We start from the raw sequence: 17,006 nt of genomic DNA on the forward strand, positions 1-17,006 counted from the left end.
TAATGGATAATTTAATTTTTTTAATAAAATCAGCTATAATAGGTGTGGTTGAAGGGATAACAGAGTTTCTTCCTATATCTTCAACAGGTCACATAATAATATTTCAGAATCTATTAGGGTTTAAAGGTGATAATGAAACCTATGTAAATATGTATGCATATGTTATACAGTTAGGAGCAATACTTGCAGTTGTAGTTTTATATTGGAGAAAAATAAAAGAAACTCTACTAAACTTTTTCCCAGGAAAAGTTGGTTATGAAAAGTCTGGTTTTAAGTTTTGGTTTATGATAGTTATAGCATGTATTCCAGGTGCTGTAGTTCAATTAACTTTAGACGATTTAGCAGATAAGTATTTATTTAATACCGTATCTGTTGCTATTACTTTAGTTTTAGGTGCTGTATGGATGCTTTACGCTGAAAATAGATTTAGAAATGTTTCAGGTGCTAAAGAAATAAATATTAACCCTAAACAAGCAATAATTATAGGTTTATTTCAATGTTTAGCTATAATACCAGGGATGTCTAGATCTGCCTCTACAATAATAGGTGGATGGATAGCTGGATTATCTACAGTAGCAGCAGCGGAGTTTTCATTCTTCTTGGCTATACCAGTAATGATGGGAATGAGTCTTTTAAAATTTATCAAAATTGGAGGAGTTTCTACATTGACTTCAATTGAAATAATGTCATTAGTAGTAGGCTTTCTAGTATCGTTTATAGTTGCATTAATTGTAATAAAAAAGTTTATAGAGTACTTAAAGAAAAAGCCTATGAAGGTATTTGTTATATATAGAATGGTATTTGGAATAATGATTCTAATAGCTGGCTTTTCAGGATTATTTAGTATTAGTTAAATAGTAGAAGAGGTAGATTAAAAAGTTTATGTGTTTATTAATACACATAGGCTTTTTTATGTTTAATCAGATAGAATTTAATATATTGTAATATACTAAATTGAGGTGTAAGATTATACAGGGTAAATTTATTAGGGAGATGAAGATTAATGTATAAGCTGACAGACTTGATAGATAAAATAATTAAGATAGAGGAGCTTGGTGCAAAGCTTTATATAAAAAAATCAGAAGGACTTGAAGGTCAAGAGAATATAAAAATTTTAGCTAAGGCATTAGCTAACCAAGAAAGAAAACATGTAAAGATTTATGAAGACTTTAGAGATAATATACTGAACTGTGAGGATATAGACGTTGAATTTGATATATACGATAAAGCAAGTAAATTAGTATATGAATTTATGCATTTGAGTATGAGTAAAGAAATACATGAAGTTAAAGATTTATTGGATTTGGCTATAGGTTTTGAAAAAGATTATTTGGCTTTAGTTAAAAGGATAAGAGGACTATTTGTTAGTGAACCTAATGATATGGAAACTAATAATTATAAGTTGTTGACGGTAATAATAAGCCAAGAAGAAGAGCATGTTAGGGAGTTAGAAAGTGTACTTAAAAAGATAAATACTAACATGTAAATAAAAGCATTCAATTAAGGGTTGAATGCTTTTTATATTAATTGATACAATTATAAAAAGTAAAAAAGGGAGACGTTGATTTATATGAGAAATATGATTGAAGTTGGAGATACTATTGGGTTAATAGCCTGTTCAAATGGGCTGCCTATTGAAAGTAACAAGAAAATAAAGCAACTAGAAGAAATTTTAGTAAGTTTAGGGCTGAAGTTTGTTTATGGAAATGAAATTTACAGAAGTAAGGATGTTTATAATGGAACTCCAAAAGAGAAGGCTGAAGGACTTATGAAGCTTTTTAAAGATAAGTCAGTTAAAGCCATATTTGATATATCTGGAGGAGATTTAGCCAATGGGGTTTTAAAATACTTAGATTTTAATGAGATAGGGAGTAATAAGAAACCATTCTTTGGGTATAGCGATTTATCAGTTTTATTAAATCCACTCCATGATTTAAGTGGAATAGATACGTATTATTATCAACTTAGAAACCTTGTTGGAGAGTACAAAGAAGAACAATTAAAGCTATTTAAAAGTTTCTTTTTTGAAGGAAGTACTGATTTATTGAACTTTAATTATAAATGGATTAGAGGGAAAAAGATGAGTGGAGAAATAGTTGGGGGGAATATCCGATGTTTTTTGAAGCTAGCAGGAACAAAATATATGGGAGACTTTAAAGATAAGATTTTATTTTTAGAGAGCCTAGGTGGGGATGTCTCTAAAATAACAACCTACTTAACTCAATATGAACAGCTAGATGTTTTTAAAAATGTAAAGGGAATAATATTAGGTAGCTTTAGCGAGATGGAGGAGAAAAATTATACACCAAAAACTGAGGAGATTTTGTTAGATATTTTAGGGGATTTAGATCTACCAATAATAAAAACAAATGAGCTAGGGCATGGGCAAAATAGTAAAAGTATAGCTATAGGAAAAAAGATAAAGTTTATGAGAGAATAATTAAATAATAATAAAAAAACATCTAATGGGAAAGTATTAGATGTTTTTTATTTATTCACATAATCATTTAGATAATTATATTTGGAACGATATAGAAGATATAGGAATTTATATTGGGATAATAAGGGGGAGAGGTTTTGGAAAAAAGAGTAAAGCTTACATATATTGAAGACTTGAAGGATGGAATGGTGTTATCAAAAGACATAGAGGTTAATGGAAGAGTGTTATTAGTTCAAGATACATATCTTACAGAAAATATTATACATAAACTAAAAAATCAATATATTTTAGATAAAATAGAAATTTACGATGATAAATCACAGCTATATGAAAATATGTTTTTGGAAAAAGAAAAATCTATAGAAGAAATTGAAGAAAGCTTTCAAAAGTTAACTGATAATATGAAAGACATATTTGAAGGTATATATAGCATACAAAGCAATGGAATTGAAGAAGTTAGAAAGTTTGCTAAAAAAATTCAAGAAGAATTAAAATCAACAAGCTCAGTAATTAAAAATATTGTAATAAAAGGAAGCGGAGATGATGCAATATATAGACATAGCGTAAATGTTGCGGCATTAAGCGCTGTTTTGGGTAAATGGATTGGATTAGATGAAATAAAAATAAATCTATTAACCTATTCAGCTATATTACATGACTTTGGAAAAACTCAAATAAATCCCCAAATATTAAATAAAAAAGACAAATTAAGAAAAGATGAGATTAAAGAAATAGAAAAACATCCTACAATAACATATAATCATATAAAGGAAATTTCTTTTCTTGATAGTTCTGTAAGTTATGGTGTATTAATGCATCATGAAAGAGAAGATGGATCAGGATATCCATTAGGAATTAAAGGTGATAAAATACATATTTTTTCAAAAATAATAGCTATAGCTGATGTATTTGATGTTGTTAATTCTAATAGAGGTTATAAGAAGAAAAAGGGTGCATTAGAGGCTTTAGAAATAATAAAAGAAGAGGGCTTAAGAAAGTTAAACTATGAGTATTGTGATATTTTTTTAAAACATATAATTAATTACTATATGGGAGAAAATGTTTTATTGAGTGATGGCAATGTAGGTAAAATAATTCAAATTGATATAAACAATATCTCCGAACCTCTTTTATTATGTGAAGATAAGTTTATAGACATAAAAAAAGAAAAAAATATTGTTGTAGAGAATTTAATTTTGTAGTAAATAAGATGTATGAATTGTTATAATTTATACATCTTATTTAAATGTAAAAAATTAACTTTAGAAAAATTTAATACTTATTTTATACATAGATAATAACTTATTTAATATTAGTTTATACTTACTATATAAGATAATTACATAAAGTAAAACTATGGGGGTTACATAAATGAAAAAGAAAGTAATAGCAATAATCATAGCTGTAGTAGTTGTTGGAGGAGTATTTGGTTTAAATAGAATAAATAGAGCTAGAAATCAAGGAAGTACAGTTAAAACATCAGAAGTTATGCAAGGAGACTTGCAGGTATATTTATCTAGTACAGCTTTAGTTAAATCGCAAGAAGTTAAAGATTATTATGGTGCACAAGCAAAAGTAACAAAAGTAAATGTTAAAGTTGGAGATACAGTTAAAAAAGGTGATGTATTAGTAACTTATGATCAACAAGATTTAAATACTCAAGTAAAACAAGCAGAAATACAATATAATAATGCTTTACTTCAAAAGCAGGATTTAGTAAATCAAAATAATGATATTAAAAATAAGATAGCTGAATATGATAAAAATATTAAAGAGATAAATGCTAAAATAGAAAAAATTAAGGATGATCCATTTGAAATAGATTCATTACAAATTTTAAATCAAGATAAGGCTACTCAAGAACAGAAAAAAGCAGCATTAGCACCAATATCAGATACAAAGCTTCAACAAGCAGATAATAGTATAAGCTCTGCTAAACTAACTTTAGATAATGCAAACAGCAATTTATCTAAAGGAGTAAGTAGTATAACAGCTGATATAGATGGAGTAGTAACAGTAGTAAATGTGGCAGAAGGAGCTATAGGAAATATACAACAAGCGGCTGTAACAGTTCAGAATGTAGCAAATTTAAAAGTTACTTTATCTCTAAGTAGATATGATGCAGCTAAAGTAACTATTGGTCAAGATGCAGTAATTAAAAATAATGGAAAAGAGTATAAGGGTAAGGTTTCTTATATATCTCCTACAGCTGAAGTTGCAAAAACTTCTACAAGTGGAGAGGCTAATCTTAGTGTTGATATTAATATAACGGATGTAAATCCAGAACTTAAAATAGGATTTGAAGCAGATGTAGATATATTATTAAATGAAGCAAAAGATGTAATTAAGGTACCAACAGAAAGTCTTAAAACAGATAAAACAGGAAAGAGTGTTATTTATATAGTTGAAGATAATAAGGCGGTAGAGAAGGAAGTTACTAAGGGAATTCAGTCTGATACTGAAGTTCAAGTAGAGGGAGTAACAACTGGTGCTAAGGTAATCCTTAATCCTACAGATACAATTAAAGACGGAACTGTAGTAAAGTAGGAGGATATTAAATTGAGTGATGTAAATGTTGTTGAAATTAAAAATATAGTAAAGATATATGAGACTGGATCAGTAACCTTTAAAGCATTAAAAGGAGTAGATTTAAAAATTACAAAGGGAGAGTTTACATCTATAATGGGAGCATCAGGTTCAGGTAAATCAACCCTTATGAATATATTAGGATGCCTTGATAAAATGAGTGAAGGTGAGTATTACTTAAATGGTAAAAACATTTCTATGCTTAAAGATGATGAGTTAGCATTTATAAGAAATAAAGAAATTGGCTTTGTATTTCAAGCATTTAATTTACTTCCTAGAATGACAGTATTAGAAAATGTTGAGCTTCCTATGATTTATGCAGGAGTTTCACCTAAAGTCAGAAGAGAAAGAGCTATAAAAGCTTTAGAAAAAGTAGGGTTAGGAGATAAACTTCATAATAAGTCTACAGAAATATCAGGTGGACAAAAGCAAAGAGTTGCAATAGCTAGAGCTATAGTTAATGAACCTACTATAATAATGGCAGATGAACCTACAGGAAATTTAGACACAAAATCTACATTTGATATCATGAAAATATTTCAAGATATAAATGATGAGGGAGCAACTGTAATAATGGTTACTCACGAGCCAGATGTAGCTAAGTATACTAAGAGAATCGTAAGGTTTAAAGATGGAGTAATAGTAGAAGATAAGCCTGTAGAAGACAGAACTAGATTATAGGAGGGCTAAATATGAATTTTATAGAAAATTTTAAAATGGCAATAGATAGCATAAAATCTAATAAAATGAGATCCTTCCTTACTATGCTTGGAATAATTATAGGAATAAGTTCAGTTATAATTATTTTATCCTTAGGGGCTGGTGGTAAAAATAGTATTGTAGGAGAGTTTGAGAAAATTGGAACTAACAATGTAACTGTTAGTGTAGATACTAATAAATCTGTAGACGGAGATAACATAACCTTAAAAGATATAGAAGCTGTAAGAACAAAGGTTGATACAGTAAAATATGTAACCCCTACGGTTTCTCAAAGAGGAAAGGTAAGCTCAAATGATAAAAAAAGAGATGCAACTATTAATGGAGCTAACGAAGATTATGCTCTTATAAATAATACAAATATATTATATGGAAGATTTTTTAGCGAAAATGATGTGTTAAATAGTAAAGCAGTTGCTTTAATTGATGAAAATTCTGCTAAAGAGCTTTTTGGATTTTCAGATGTAGTTGGAGAATCAGTTAAAATAGGAGCAGAAGGAACCAGTAAAAGTGTAACCATAATAGGAGTTACAGAATCACAAAACATGGGACCACAGGGTTCAGATAGAGCCACTATAGTAACACCTATTACTTTTGTACAAAATCTTTATCCAACAACAAGTAAGATATATTCAATAACTGTAACATCAACCTCAAAAGATGATGTAAATGATGCGGCAAACAGTGCAATCAGTATACTTGAAAGTAGACACAATAATTCTGGTAAGGAAGTATATAAGGCACAAAGTATGTTAGACATACTATCTCAAGTTGATAATGTGTTAGGCATATTTACAACTTTTGTTGCAGCGGTTGCTGGAATATCTCTTTTAGTAGGTGGTATAGGAGTTATGAATATAATGCTGGTATCAGTAACTGAAAGAACTAGAGAAATAGGTATAAGAAAAGCCATAGGAGCTACAACAAAAACTATACTTATTCAATTCCTAACTGAATCCTCTATAGTTTCATTAATTGGCGGTTTAATCGGCATGACACTAGGCTATATAGGAGCAGAGCTTATAGGTCTAGCAGCAGGAATAGCTCCATCAATATCTATTGGAATGGTACTAGGAGTAATAATATTCTCCTCATCTATAGGAATGTTCTTTGGAATATATCCAGCTAAAAAGGCAGCTAACTTAGATCCAATAGATGCACTTAGATATGAATAATAGTTACATTATAGTGGGCAAGAAATTCTTGTCCACTATAATGATATTTAAGGAGATAGAAGATGTCTATTAAAGGAAGATTAGGATTTTCATATATAGCAATGCTAGTAATTCCATTTATTCTCATATTAGCTTTGAGCCATATATTTACTTCTTTATTGGAAGGTAGTACAAAATATAGTATTGGTGCAAAAGGTCCTGTAGATAAGTTGGATTTTTATACTCAGGTAGTAGCTTCAACTAATAGAATGATGAAATTTGTAAACAATCAAAGCATTCAGAATTCTGATAAGTTTTTAGATAATGATTTTATGGAGTCTCTAGAAAATAATAGACAATTAGAATATACTGGCTTAGTGGTAAGAAAAAACGAAGATATAGTTTACGTATCAGAAGAAATAAAAACTAATCTTGATACCTCAAAGCTACCAAGGTTTAACTTAGAAGAAGTCACTATGGAAGAGATTTACGAAGAGAAAAAACAAGTTACATTAGGACAACAAGATTTTTATTTTAAAGATGGAAGTGAAGGTAGCGTATTTTATATATTAGATAAATCCCACTTAACTCAATTATTTAAAAGGAATATAAGCGGGCTTCTTATAGGGATTTGTTTGATTTTAGTTAGTACTCATGGAATATTAACTTACTTAGTCTATAAGAGCATAATAAAACCCTTAAAGGAATTAGAAAATGCAGCTAATGAGATTAAACAAGGAAACTTAGATTATAAAATAAATATTGACTCAAAGGATGAAATAGCTCAAGTAGGAAATTCTTTTGAGAATATGAGGATAAGACTTAAGGAGTCTATAGAATTACAGCAGCAATATGAGGATAATAGAAAAGAATTAATTTCTAATATATCTCATGATTTAAAAACTCCTATAACGTCTATTAAAGGATATGTTGAAGGAATAAAAGATGGAATAGCTGATACTCCAGAAAAAATGAACAAATACATAAACACCATACATGCCAAAGCAAAATACATGGATATCTTAATAGATGATTTATTTTTATTCTCCAAACTTGATATTAATAAATTACAGTTTCATTATCAACAAGTTGATTTTACAGAATTTATGAAGGATTGTATAGAAGAGCTTTCTTTTGATATTGCTAAAAATAATATAGAATTAACATCGCACATTCCAACATCTACAATCATGGTTAAAGCTGATGTTCAAAAGCTTAAGAGAGTTATATTAAATATAATTGAAAATTCTATGAAATATAAAGATGACAAGGCTTTAAAAATAGATATAAATATAATCGAGAAAAATGATGAGGTAATAGTTGAAATAAAAGATAATGGAAAAGGAATAGATAAAGAAATACTACCAAATATATTTGAGAGATTTTATAGAGGAGATGCAGCTAGAGAGACTATAGGAGGAGGAAGCGGGTTAGGCCTTGCTATAGTAAAAAAAATAATAGAGGAACATCAAGGCGAAATATGGGCTGAAAGTGAATTAAATAGAGGAACTAGTATTTTCTTTAAGTTAAAAAAAGATAGGTTGGGAGGGTAAATATGAAGAGAGTTCTAATAATAGAAGATGATATTAGCATTGCAGAGTTAGAGAGAGATTATTTGGAGATTAATGGCTTCAGTGTTGATATAGAAAGTAGTGGAGATAAAGGTTTTTATAAAGTTCAACATGAAGATTATGCTTTAGTTATATTAGATGTTATGCTTCCAACAATGGATGGTTTTGAGATATGTAAAAGAATTCGTATCGAAAAAGATATACCTATTCTTATGGTGTCAGCTAAAAAAGAAGATATAGATAAGATTAGGGCTTTAGGGCTTGGTGCAGATGATTATATGACTAAACCATTTAGTCCCAATGAATTAGTTGCAAGGGTTAAAGCACATATTTTAAGATACGAGCGTTTAGTAAATGGAAGTGGTAAAAAAGAGCAGGATATAATACAGATTAGAGGAATTACTATAGATAAAACCTCCAGAAGGATATTCATAAATGATAAAGAAATAAATTTTACAACTAAAGAATTTGATTTATTATTATTACTAGCTAGTAACCCAAATAGAGTTTTTTCAAAAGAAGAGTTGTTTGAAAGAATATGGGGTATGGATTCCGCAGGAGAGATTGCAACAGTAACAGTTCATATAAGAAAAATAAGAGAAAAAATCGAATCTGACTCTTCAAAACCACATTATATTGAAACTATCTGGGGAATAGGATATAGATTTGAGGTATAAAAAGAATAATATTTTTATGTACAATCTACTAATAGTGAGAGATAATTATTAGTAGATTTTTATTAGGAGTGACAGCATGAAAAAGACCTATAATTTTTATAAATGGAGAATTTGGACAATATTATCTTTGTCCTTTGTTATGTCATTATTTCATAGAAGTGCATTAGGGGTCGTGTCAGAAGAACTTTCAAAAACCCTTAACTTATCGGCAGCTCAGATTGGTAATATTGCATCTGTAACCTTTTATAGTTATGCTATTATGCAGATTCCAGCAGGAATTCTTTTAGATGTATTTGGATATAAAAAGATAAGTTACCTAGGCGTTATAACTACAGGAGTGGGATCTATGCTACTTGGAGCAGCTTCAAATGTATGGCTTGCCTATGGAGCAAGACTTCTTGTAGGAGTTGGAACTTCCGTTATATTTATATCAGTTCTTAAAGCACAAGCTATATGGTTTTCAAAAGATGAGTTCTCAAAGGCATCATCAAAGCTATCTTTTATAGGTAATATGGGAGGGGTAATAGCTACCTTTCCACTTGCAGCCATGGTTATATTTATGGGATGGAGAAACTCCTTTTATGTAATGGGAGTAGCTTGTTTTATAGTTGGATTTTTGGTGTACAAGTATGTAATATCTTCTCCAAAGGAAGTGGGATTTGCACCTTTAGGGGTAGACCAAAATGGAGAGAAGTTTAACCTACTTAAAGCATTAAAAGAAGTAGTAACAAATAAAGCAACTTGGAGAAATTTCTTTATATTATTTTCTTTAGTTGGATGTACTACAACACTAACAGGACTTTGGGGAGTTTCTTATTTTACTTATGTTTATGGATTAACTAAAACTTCAGCAGCTTTTTATACTTCTTTTATAATTTATGGATTAGTAATAGGCTCATTAGTAGTTGGACAAGTGGATAGAGTATTAAAAGACCCTATAAAATGGTATCCAAGAATAGGATTAATTATAAATACATTAATATGGATATACATACTTATAATTGAGGGAGGAAAACCTCCGCTATCCGTGTACCCAGTTATTTTATTAGTTATGGGAACACTGGCTATGGCACATATATTAAGTTTTACAGATATTAAAGATAAGGTAAATAAAAGTTATGGTGGAATAGGAACAAGCATAGTAAACTCAGGAGAGTTTGTGGGAAGTTCCGTAATGAGCATATTAATTGGTTATCTTTTAGACTTAAAATGGAATGGAGAAACTATAGATGGGATAAAGTCATATAGTTTAAGTGAATATAAGTTTGCATTTCTAATATTCTTAATAGTTTCAGTTATAGGAATATTGATGTCTTTTATGAAGGATAATAAGGTCAAAGGCTAGGATTATTTAATCTTAGCCTTTTCTTAACTTTAAAATATTGATAATATTATACTTAATTACATAATCTTTATTATAAGAGGGGTGATATAAGTGAAGATTGATTTGAGTAAGATAGTTAAAAATAAGAAGATAACAGTTTTAGAAGAGCAGGTGCTTGAATATATTATTGAAAATATTGATAATGTTATGGATATAGGGGTTAGAGGAGTAGCCGCAGCAAACTATACTTCAACTTCTACAATCATGAGGCTTTCTAAAAAGTTAGGTTTCACTGGGTTTATAGATATGGTTTATAATATAACACCTTTAGTAGATAGTAAAAGTACAGGGATAGTTGAAGAGGAAGATGCTTTAATAGGAACAGATATTAATTTTTTATCAAAATATGTTGAAGAAGAACATGTTGATAGATTTATACAGTTATTAATAAATAAATCAAATAGATATATATTTATTTATGCCAGGGGATATTCAAACATAGCAGCAGATTACTTTAATAAGAAAATGTTAGGTGTGGGGATTAAAAGTATATTAATAGATTCTATAGGAAGCTTTGAAAATAATGTTGAAGATATGGAAATGCTTATAGTCATATCTAAATCAGGAGAAACTAAGGAAGTATTAGATAAGGTTAAGGTTGCAAAGGATAAAAATAAGCTTGTAGTTTCTTTTACTAAAGAAGTTGAAAATAGTATTTCAAAGCTTTCAGATATATCTTTTAAGATATTTGATATGCATAAGTTAGATGATAGTAATGTTATGGCGAATTCATTTTTTCCTAATATGCTTATGTTTATGGAGTACTTAATTCACAGATATCACCAGGGAGAAAAAGAACATAATGTTAAATAAATACAGAAAAATAGCCCTTTTTAAGAAACCTGTTATCTTTTAAGTTAACAGGTTTCTTACTGCCTGAAAACTATTTCTTAAATCTGAAAACGTAATTATAATAAAAACTGTGAAAGAGATAAAAATATATTAAGAGGTGGAAATTATGAAAGAAAAGATTATGAATGCTATGCAAAGATTTTCAAAAGCAATGTTCATTCCAGTTCTAATACTTCCAATAGTAGGTATACTTATTGCTTTTGGAAATATATTAACAAATGCTAGATTAGCAGAATACGCGCCCTTTTTAAAAAACACATTAATATTTGGTTTCGGCAAAATACTTTCAGGTTCTTTAGTACCTATATTATCAAATTTAGGAATTATATTTTGTGTAGGTTTAGCAGTAGGTTTAGCTAAAGAAAAGAAAGCAGAATCAGGATTTACATCAGTATTAGTTTATTTTGTATTTATTAATGCTATGAACATCTTCCTTAATCTATCAGGTAAATTAGTACCAGCTGATCAATTAAGAGGATCTGGTCAAGCAGTGGTTTTAGGAACACAAGTTTTAGATATGGGTGTTTTCTTAGGAATTATTTTAGGTATTGTAGTTGCTTATATTCATAATAGATATTGTAAAAAAGAGTTTAATGGAGCTTTTCAAGTATATGGTGGATCAAGATTAGTATTCTTAATATTAATTCCAATAGTAGTAGTATTAGCAGTTGTACTTTCTTATGTTTGGCCATCAGTACAATGGGGAATATCTAGTTTAGGATATTACATTCAAAAGAGCGGTAACTTTGGAATATTCATATATGGTATGTTAGAAAGACTTCTTATACCTACAGGACTTCATCACTTAGTTTATACACCATTTTTATATACTCAACTTGGAGGGGTAGAGACTATAGGTGGTCAGGTTATAGAAGGAGCAAGAAACATATACTTTGCTGAGATTGCAGATCCAGCAGTAAAAGTATTATCTGGTAGCGTTATATGGGATGCCAGAGGAGTATCAAAAATGTTTGGTTTAGTAGGAGCTTGTTTAGCACTTTATCATACAGCAGATGATGATAAGAAAAAGAAAGCAAAAGCTATACTTATACCAGCAGCAATAACATCAGTAATAGCAGGTGTAACAGAACCTATTGAGTTCTCATTCTTATTCACAGCACCTATTCTTTTTGGAATACATGCAGTATTAAGTGGACTTGGAATGGTAGCTTTAAATATATTAAACGTAAGAGCAATAGGACCTAATGGACTTATAGACTTCTTATTATATAACCTACCATTAGGGATAGAAAAAACATCATGGCCAATGTTTGTATTAGTAGGAATAGTTCAATTTGCAATTTACTATGGGTTATTCAGATTCTTAATAGTTAAGTTAAACTTAAAAACTACTGGTAGAGAAGATGATAAGGATGATGTTCAGCTTTATACAAAAAGTGATTATAAAGCAAAAGCAGAAGGTAATAAATCTATAGCTTCAGATGATAAAGCATTAGTTATAATAGAAGCTTTAGGTGGAAAAGAAAATATTAAAAAAGTAGATAATTGTTATACAAGACTAAGACTTATCCTTGAGGATTCAACTAAGGTTGACGAAAAAACTTTAAAAGGAACAGGAGCAGCTGGGGTTGTAATCAAAGGAGAAAATGTTCAAGTAATATATGGATTAAATGTAACAAGCATTAGATCTATGGTAGACAATGCTTTAGGAATAGTAGGAGAATAAAAAGAAACTTAGAAGGAAGGTAATTTATATGAAAAAACATTCTATAGTTATTGCAGGCGGAGGAAGTACATTTACACCAGGGATAGTTATGATGATGTTAGACAACGTACATCGTTTTCCAATAAGAAAATTAAAGTTATATGATAATGATGGAGAACGTCAAGGCATAATTGGAGAAGCACTAAAAATAGTATTAAAAGAAAATGCACCAGAGATTGAATTTTCATATACAACAGATCCAGAAGAAGCATTTACAGACGTAGATTTCTGTATGGCCCACATCCGTGTAGGTAAATATGAAATGCGTGAGAAGGATGAAAAGGTTCCTTTAAAGCATGGAGTTCTTGGTCAAGAAACTTGTGGACCAGGAGGAATAGCTTATGGTATGAGAAGTATAGGCGGTATGCTAGAGTTAATAGACTACATGGAAAAGTATTCTCCAGATTGCTGGATGTTAAACTACTCAAATCCAGCAGCTATAGTTGCAGAAGCTTGTCGTAGACTAAGAGCAAACTCAAAGGTATTAAATATATGTGATATGCCTGTTGGAACTCTTCGTCGTATGGCAGGAATAGTAGATTTAGAGCCACAAGATTTAGAAGTTAAATACTTTGGATTAAACCACTTCGGATGGTGGACTAGCGTAAAAGATAAAGAAGGAAATGATTATACTCAAAGAATAAAAGATTACGTTGCAGAAAACGGGTATCTTACAGTTAAAGAGGTTGAAACTCAACATACAGATCCAAGCTGGCAAGAAACACACAAAAAAGCTAAAGATTTATTAGCAATAGACCCACGTTTCTTACCAAATACTTATCTTAAATATTATCTATATCCAGACTATGTTGTGGAACATTCTAATGCAGAATATTCTAGAGCAAATGAGGTTATGGATGGAAGAGAAAAAGATGTATTTGGAGCAGCAAAAGCTATAGTTGAAGCTGGAACAGCTAAGGGTGGAGAGTTCCACATAGATGCTCATGCAACATTTATAGTAGATTTAGCAAGAGCTATTGCCTACAATACTCATGAAAGAATGTTATGTATTGTAGAAAATAAAGGTGCTATATCAAACTTTGATCCAGAGGCTATGGTTGAAGTTCCATGTATAGTTGGAAGTGATGGACCAGAACCACTAGCTCAAGGAGAAATTCCAGAATTCCAAAAAGCTTTAATGCAGCAACAACTTTCAGTTGAAAAACTAGTAGTTGAAGCTTGGATAGAAGGATCTTATCAAAAATTATGGCAGGCGCTTACATTATCTAAAACGGTACCTAGTGCTAAGGTTGCTAAGGACTTATTAGATGATCTTATTGAAGTAAACAAAGGCTACTGGCCAGAACTTAAGTAGAAGGTGCAAATATATGTTTAAAAATTTATTCAAAAAGAAGAATGAAAATCTATTGTATGCTTTTTGTGATGGGGAAAGTTTAGACTTAAGCACGGTTAACGACGAAGTCTTTTCTCAAAAAATGATGGGAGATGGAATCGCAATAAAACCAAGTGACACTAAGGTATATGCTCCTTGTGACTCAGAAGTAGTTACAATCATGATGGAAAGTAAACATGCAGTAGGACTTAGAACTAAAGAGGGAATTGAGTTACTAATACATGTAGGAATAGACACAGTAAACCTAAAGGGTGAAGGTTTTAGTATTCACTGCAAAGAAAAACAACAAGTTAAAAAAGGTGACTTACTTTTAAGCTTTGATAGAGAAGTTCTTAAAAGAGAAGGCCTTGATGACACAATAATGCTAATACTTGCAGAACCAAACGGTCATGAAATAAAAAAATACCATGTTGGGGAAACTATGAAGGCAAGTGAAAGTATTATATTGGAAATAAAATGATATAATAAAAGAAAAAGAATAAGCTTCACTTAAGGTGAGGCTTGTTCCTTTAGGAGGAGTTTTAAATGAGTATAGTTGAAAACATAATTGGGAATAAAATAGTTGCAGTAATCAGAGGAAACGACAAGGAAGAAGCACTAAACATAATAGAAGGAGCCATAGAAGGCGGCATAAAACTTATAGAAGTAACTTACACAAACAAAGATGCCTCAGAAATCATAAAAAGTTTAGTTGGAAAATACAAAGATGTAGTTATAGGAGCAGGAAGTGTTCTAAATGTTGATACAGCTAGAGAAGCTATAAAAGCAGGATCAGAATTTATAGTAGGACCAAACTTTGACGAACTTATAAGCGAATACTGTACAGAAAAAAATGTAGAATATATTCCAGGTTGTTTTACACCAACAGAAATAGTAAATGCCCTAAACTCAGGTGTTAAGGTTATTAAATTATTTCCTGGGGAAGCTTTAGGCCCAAGTTACATAAAGGCAATAAAAGCACCAATTAAAAATGTTAAGATAATGGTAACAGGTGGAGTTAACCTTGAGAACCTAAATGAATGGTTAAATAGTGGAGCAGATTCAGTAGGAATAGGCAGTATATTAACTTCTGGAACTAATAGTGACAGAGCTAAGATAGCCGAAAATGCAAGAAGATTTATGGAGAAGGTAGGGAAATAACATGGGAAAATTTCTTTCAATAGGTGAAATACTTATAAGATTTACTCCAAAAAACTTTGATGTATATGGAAACTCTAACGAATTTGAGTGTTTTTATGGAGGTTCAGAAGCCAATATATCTTCAATGCTTTCAGCTTGGGATATAGAAACTTCTATTCTATCATCTCTTCCAGATAACGATATAGCTAAAAATGTAAAAAGGTACTTTAGAGGAGTTGGAGTTGACATAAAGAATATTCTAACTAAGGGAGAAAAGATAGGATACTACTTCTTAGAGAGAAGCTCTGGAGTTAGAAACAGCAGTGTTATATACGATAGAAAACACAGCAGTTTTTCAGAGTTATCAATAGAAGATATAGATATAAATAAGGTGCTGGAAGGGGTAACCTGGCTTCACTTTAGTGGAATAACCTTAGCAGTTGGAGAAAAATCTAGAGAAATAGTAAAAGAAGTAGTAAGGGAAGCTAAAAAAAGAAACATATTTATAAGCATGGACTTAAACTTTAGAAGCAAGATGGCAACCTTTATGGAAGCTAAAAACTATGCAACAGAATTAGCTCCTTTTGCAGATATATGTTTTGGAATAGAACCAATAATGGTAGATGATAAAGATATAACCATGTTTGATAGAGAAACTTCTACAAAGGAAGATATATTTAAAAGGATGAAAGAACTTAAAGAGAAGTTTGGCTTTAAGTACATTTTCCACACAGAAAGAGAAAACGATAAAGAAGATAATAACACCTACTACGCCTACGCCTTAGGCGAAGAAGAAAAAGCACAATCAGTTAAACTTACAACTAAAATGGTTGAAAGAGTAGGAAGTGGAGATGCTTTTGTATCAGGAGTAATCTACTCAATTATGAAAGAAAAAACCTTAAAAGAAGCCATAGATTTTGGAGTAGCAGCAGCGACTTTAAAATGTACTATTAAAGGCGATAGTATGCTAGTAAATCAAAAAGATGTAGAAAAGATAATAGGAGAAAAAAATTCTATAGAGAGGTAAGGTGAAAACTATGTTATATTCTCAAAAGGTAAGAAAAATAGCTCCAGAAATGGATTCTCTAAAAAGAGGAATGGGCTGGACTACAGAAGATTTAGAAAAAATGCAGGTAATAGTAGAAAGTACCTATGGTAAAAGTCATCCAGGAAGTGTTCATTTAGATGTGGTGGTTAATGAGGCTATGGAGGAGCTTACAAGTTTAAACATAAAGGCAGCAGACTATTATGCAACAGATATATGTGATGGTCAAGCCCAAGGACATGATGGAATGAACTATTCTCTAGTATCTAGAGAAATAATAGCAGACATGATAGAAATCCATGCAAATGCTACAGGCTTTGATGGAGGACTATTTGTAGCAAGCTGTGATAAAGGAATGCCAGGAAACCTAGTAGCTATGTG

At 30.5% G+C, this 17,006-nt stretch carries 17 protein-coding genes; all 17 read left to right on the forward strand.

Annotated features, from left to right (window positions below; translation table 11 throughout):
• Positions 1-2: 2 nt before the first annotated feature.
• Positions 3-854, forward strand: a complete 852-nt coding sequence (locus BUA92_RS10870) for an undecaprenyl-diphosphate phosphatase (protein WP_073019434.1) — start codon at positions 3-5, stop codon at positions 852-854.
• Between the two features lie 149 nt (positions 855-1,003).
• Positions 1,004-1,486, forward strand: coding sequence for a ferritin family protein (locus tag BUA92_RS10875; RefSeq protein WP_073019436.1), 483 nt, complete (start codon positions 1,004-1,006; stop codon positions 1,484-1,486).
• A gap of 84 nt (positions 1,487-1,570) precedes the next feature.
• Positions 1,571-2,440, forward strand: a complete 870-nt coding sequence (locus BUA92_RS10880) for a S66 family peptidase (RefSeq protein ID WP_242950135.1) — start codon at positions 1,571-1,573, stop codon at positions 2,438-2,440.
• A gap of 137 nt (positions 2,441-2,577) precedes the next feature.
• Entirely contained in the window at positions 2,578-3,642 is a 1,065-nt protein-coding gene (locus BUA92_RS10885) for an HD-GYP domain-containing protein (RefSeq protein WP_073019438.1), read from the forward strand.
• A 169-nt stretch (positions 3,643-3,811) separates the two neighbouring features.
• Complete coding sequence (locus BUA92_RS10890) at positions 3,812-4,987, forward strand: efflux RND transporter periplasmic adaptor subunit (protein ID WP_073019441.1); 1,176 nt, start codon at positions 3,812-3,814, stop codon at positions 4,985-4,987.
• 12 nt (positions 4,988-4,999) lie between these two features.
• Positions 5,000-5,707, forward strand: a complete 708-nt coding sequence (locus tag BUA92_RS10895; protein ID WP_021803377.1) for an ABC transporter ATP-binding protein — start codon at positions 5,000-5,002, stop codon at positions 5,705-5,707.
• An 11-nt stretch (positions 5,708-5,718) separates the two neighbouring features.
• Positions 5,719-6,918 (forward strand): ABC transporter permease, encoded by a 1,200-nt coding sequence (locus BUA92_RS10900; RefSeq protein WP_073019443.1) that lies wholly within the window; start codon positions 5,719-5,721, stop codon positions 6,916-6,918.
• Between the two features lie 62 nt (positions 6,919-6,980).
• Positions 6,981-8,450, forward strand: a complete 1,470-nt coding sequence (locus BUA92_RS10905; protein ID WP_073019445.1) for a HAMP domain-containing sensor histidine kinase — start codon at positions 6,981-6,983, stop codon at positions 8,448-8,450.
• Between the two features lie 2 nt (positions 8,451-8,452).
• Positions 8,453-9,145 (forward strand): response regulator transcription factor, encoded by a 693-nt coding sequence (locus BUA92_RS10910; RefSeq protein WP_073019447.1) that lies wholly within the window; start codon positions 8,453-8,455, stop codon positions 9,143-9,145.
• A gap of 76 nt (positions 9,146-9,221) precedes the next feature.
• Entirely contained in the window at positions 9,222-10,490 is a 1,269-nt protein-coding gene (locus tag BUA92_RS10915; RefSeq protein ID WP_073019449.1) for an MFS transporter, read from the forward strand.
• A gap of 90 nt (positions 10,491-10,580) precedes the next feature.
• The gene (locus BUA92_RS10920) at positions 10,581-11,342 is read left to right on the forward strand and encodes a MurR/RpiR family transcriptional regulator (RefSeq protein WP_073019451.1); all 762 of its coding nucleotides are present in this window, start codon (positions 10,581-10,583) and stop codon (positions 11,340-11,342) included.
• Between the two features lie 145 nt (positions 11,343-11,487).
• Positions 11,488-13,068 (forward strand): PTS transporter subunit EIIC, encoded by a 1,581-nt coding sequence (locus BUA92_RS10925; RefSeq protein ID WP_073019453.1) that lies wholly within the window; start codon positions 11,488-11,490, stop codon positions 13,066-13,068.
• A 28-nt stretch (positions 13,069-13,096) separates the two neighbouring features.
• Positions 13,097-14,422, forward strand: coding sequence for a 6-phospho-alpha-glucosidase (locus BUA92_RS10930; RefSeq protein ID WP_073019455.1), 1,326 nt, complete (start codon positions 13,097-13,099; stop codon positions 14,420-14,422).
• Between the two features lie 13 nt (positions 14,423-14,435).
• Positions 14,436-14,921 carry a PTS sugar transporter subunit IIA gene (locus BUA92_RS10935; RefSeq protein WP_073019457.1) on the forward strand — a complete coding sequence of 162 codons (486 nt, stop codon included), beginning with the start codon at positions 14,436-14,438 and terminating at the stop codon, positions 14,919-14,921.
• 65 nt (positions 14,922-14,986) lie between these two features.
• Complete coding sequence (locus tag BUA92_RS10940; protein WP_073019459.1) at positions 14,987-15,601, forward strand: bifunctional 4-hydroxy-2-oxoglutarate aldolase/2-dehydro-3-deoxy-phosphogluconate aldolase; 615 nt, start codon at positions 14,987-14,989, stop codon at positions 15,599-15,601.
• A 1-nt stretch (position 15,602) separates the two neighbouring features.
• A complete protein-coding gene (locus BUA92_RS10945; protein WP_073019461.1) occupies positions 15,603-16,607 on the forward strand; it encodes a sugar kinase in 1,005 nt (334 codons plus the stop codon).
• A 10-nt stretch (positions 16,608-16,617) separates the two neighbouring features.
• The coding region (locus BUA92_RS10950) for a dihydroxy-acid dehydratase domain-containing protein (protein WP_175550891.1) at positions 16,618-17,006 on the forward strand (389 nt) is incomplete at its 3' end.

This window comes from Clostridium intestinale DSM 6191 (assembly GCF_900130055.1).
GTDB lineage: Bacteria > Bacillota > Clostridia > Clostridiales > Clostridiaceae > Clostridium_T > Clostridium_T intestinale.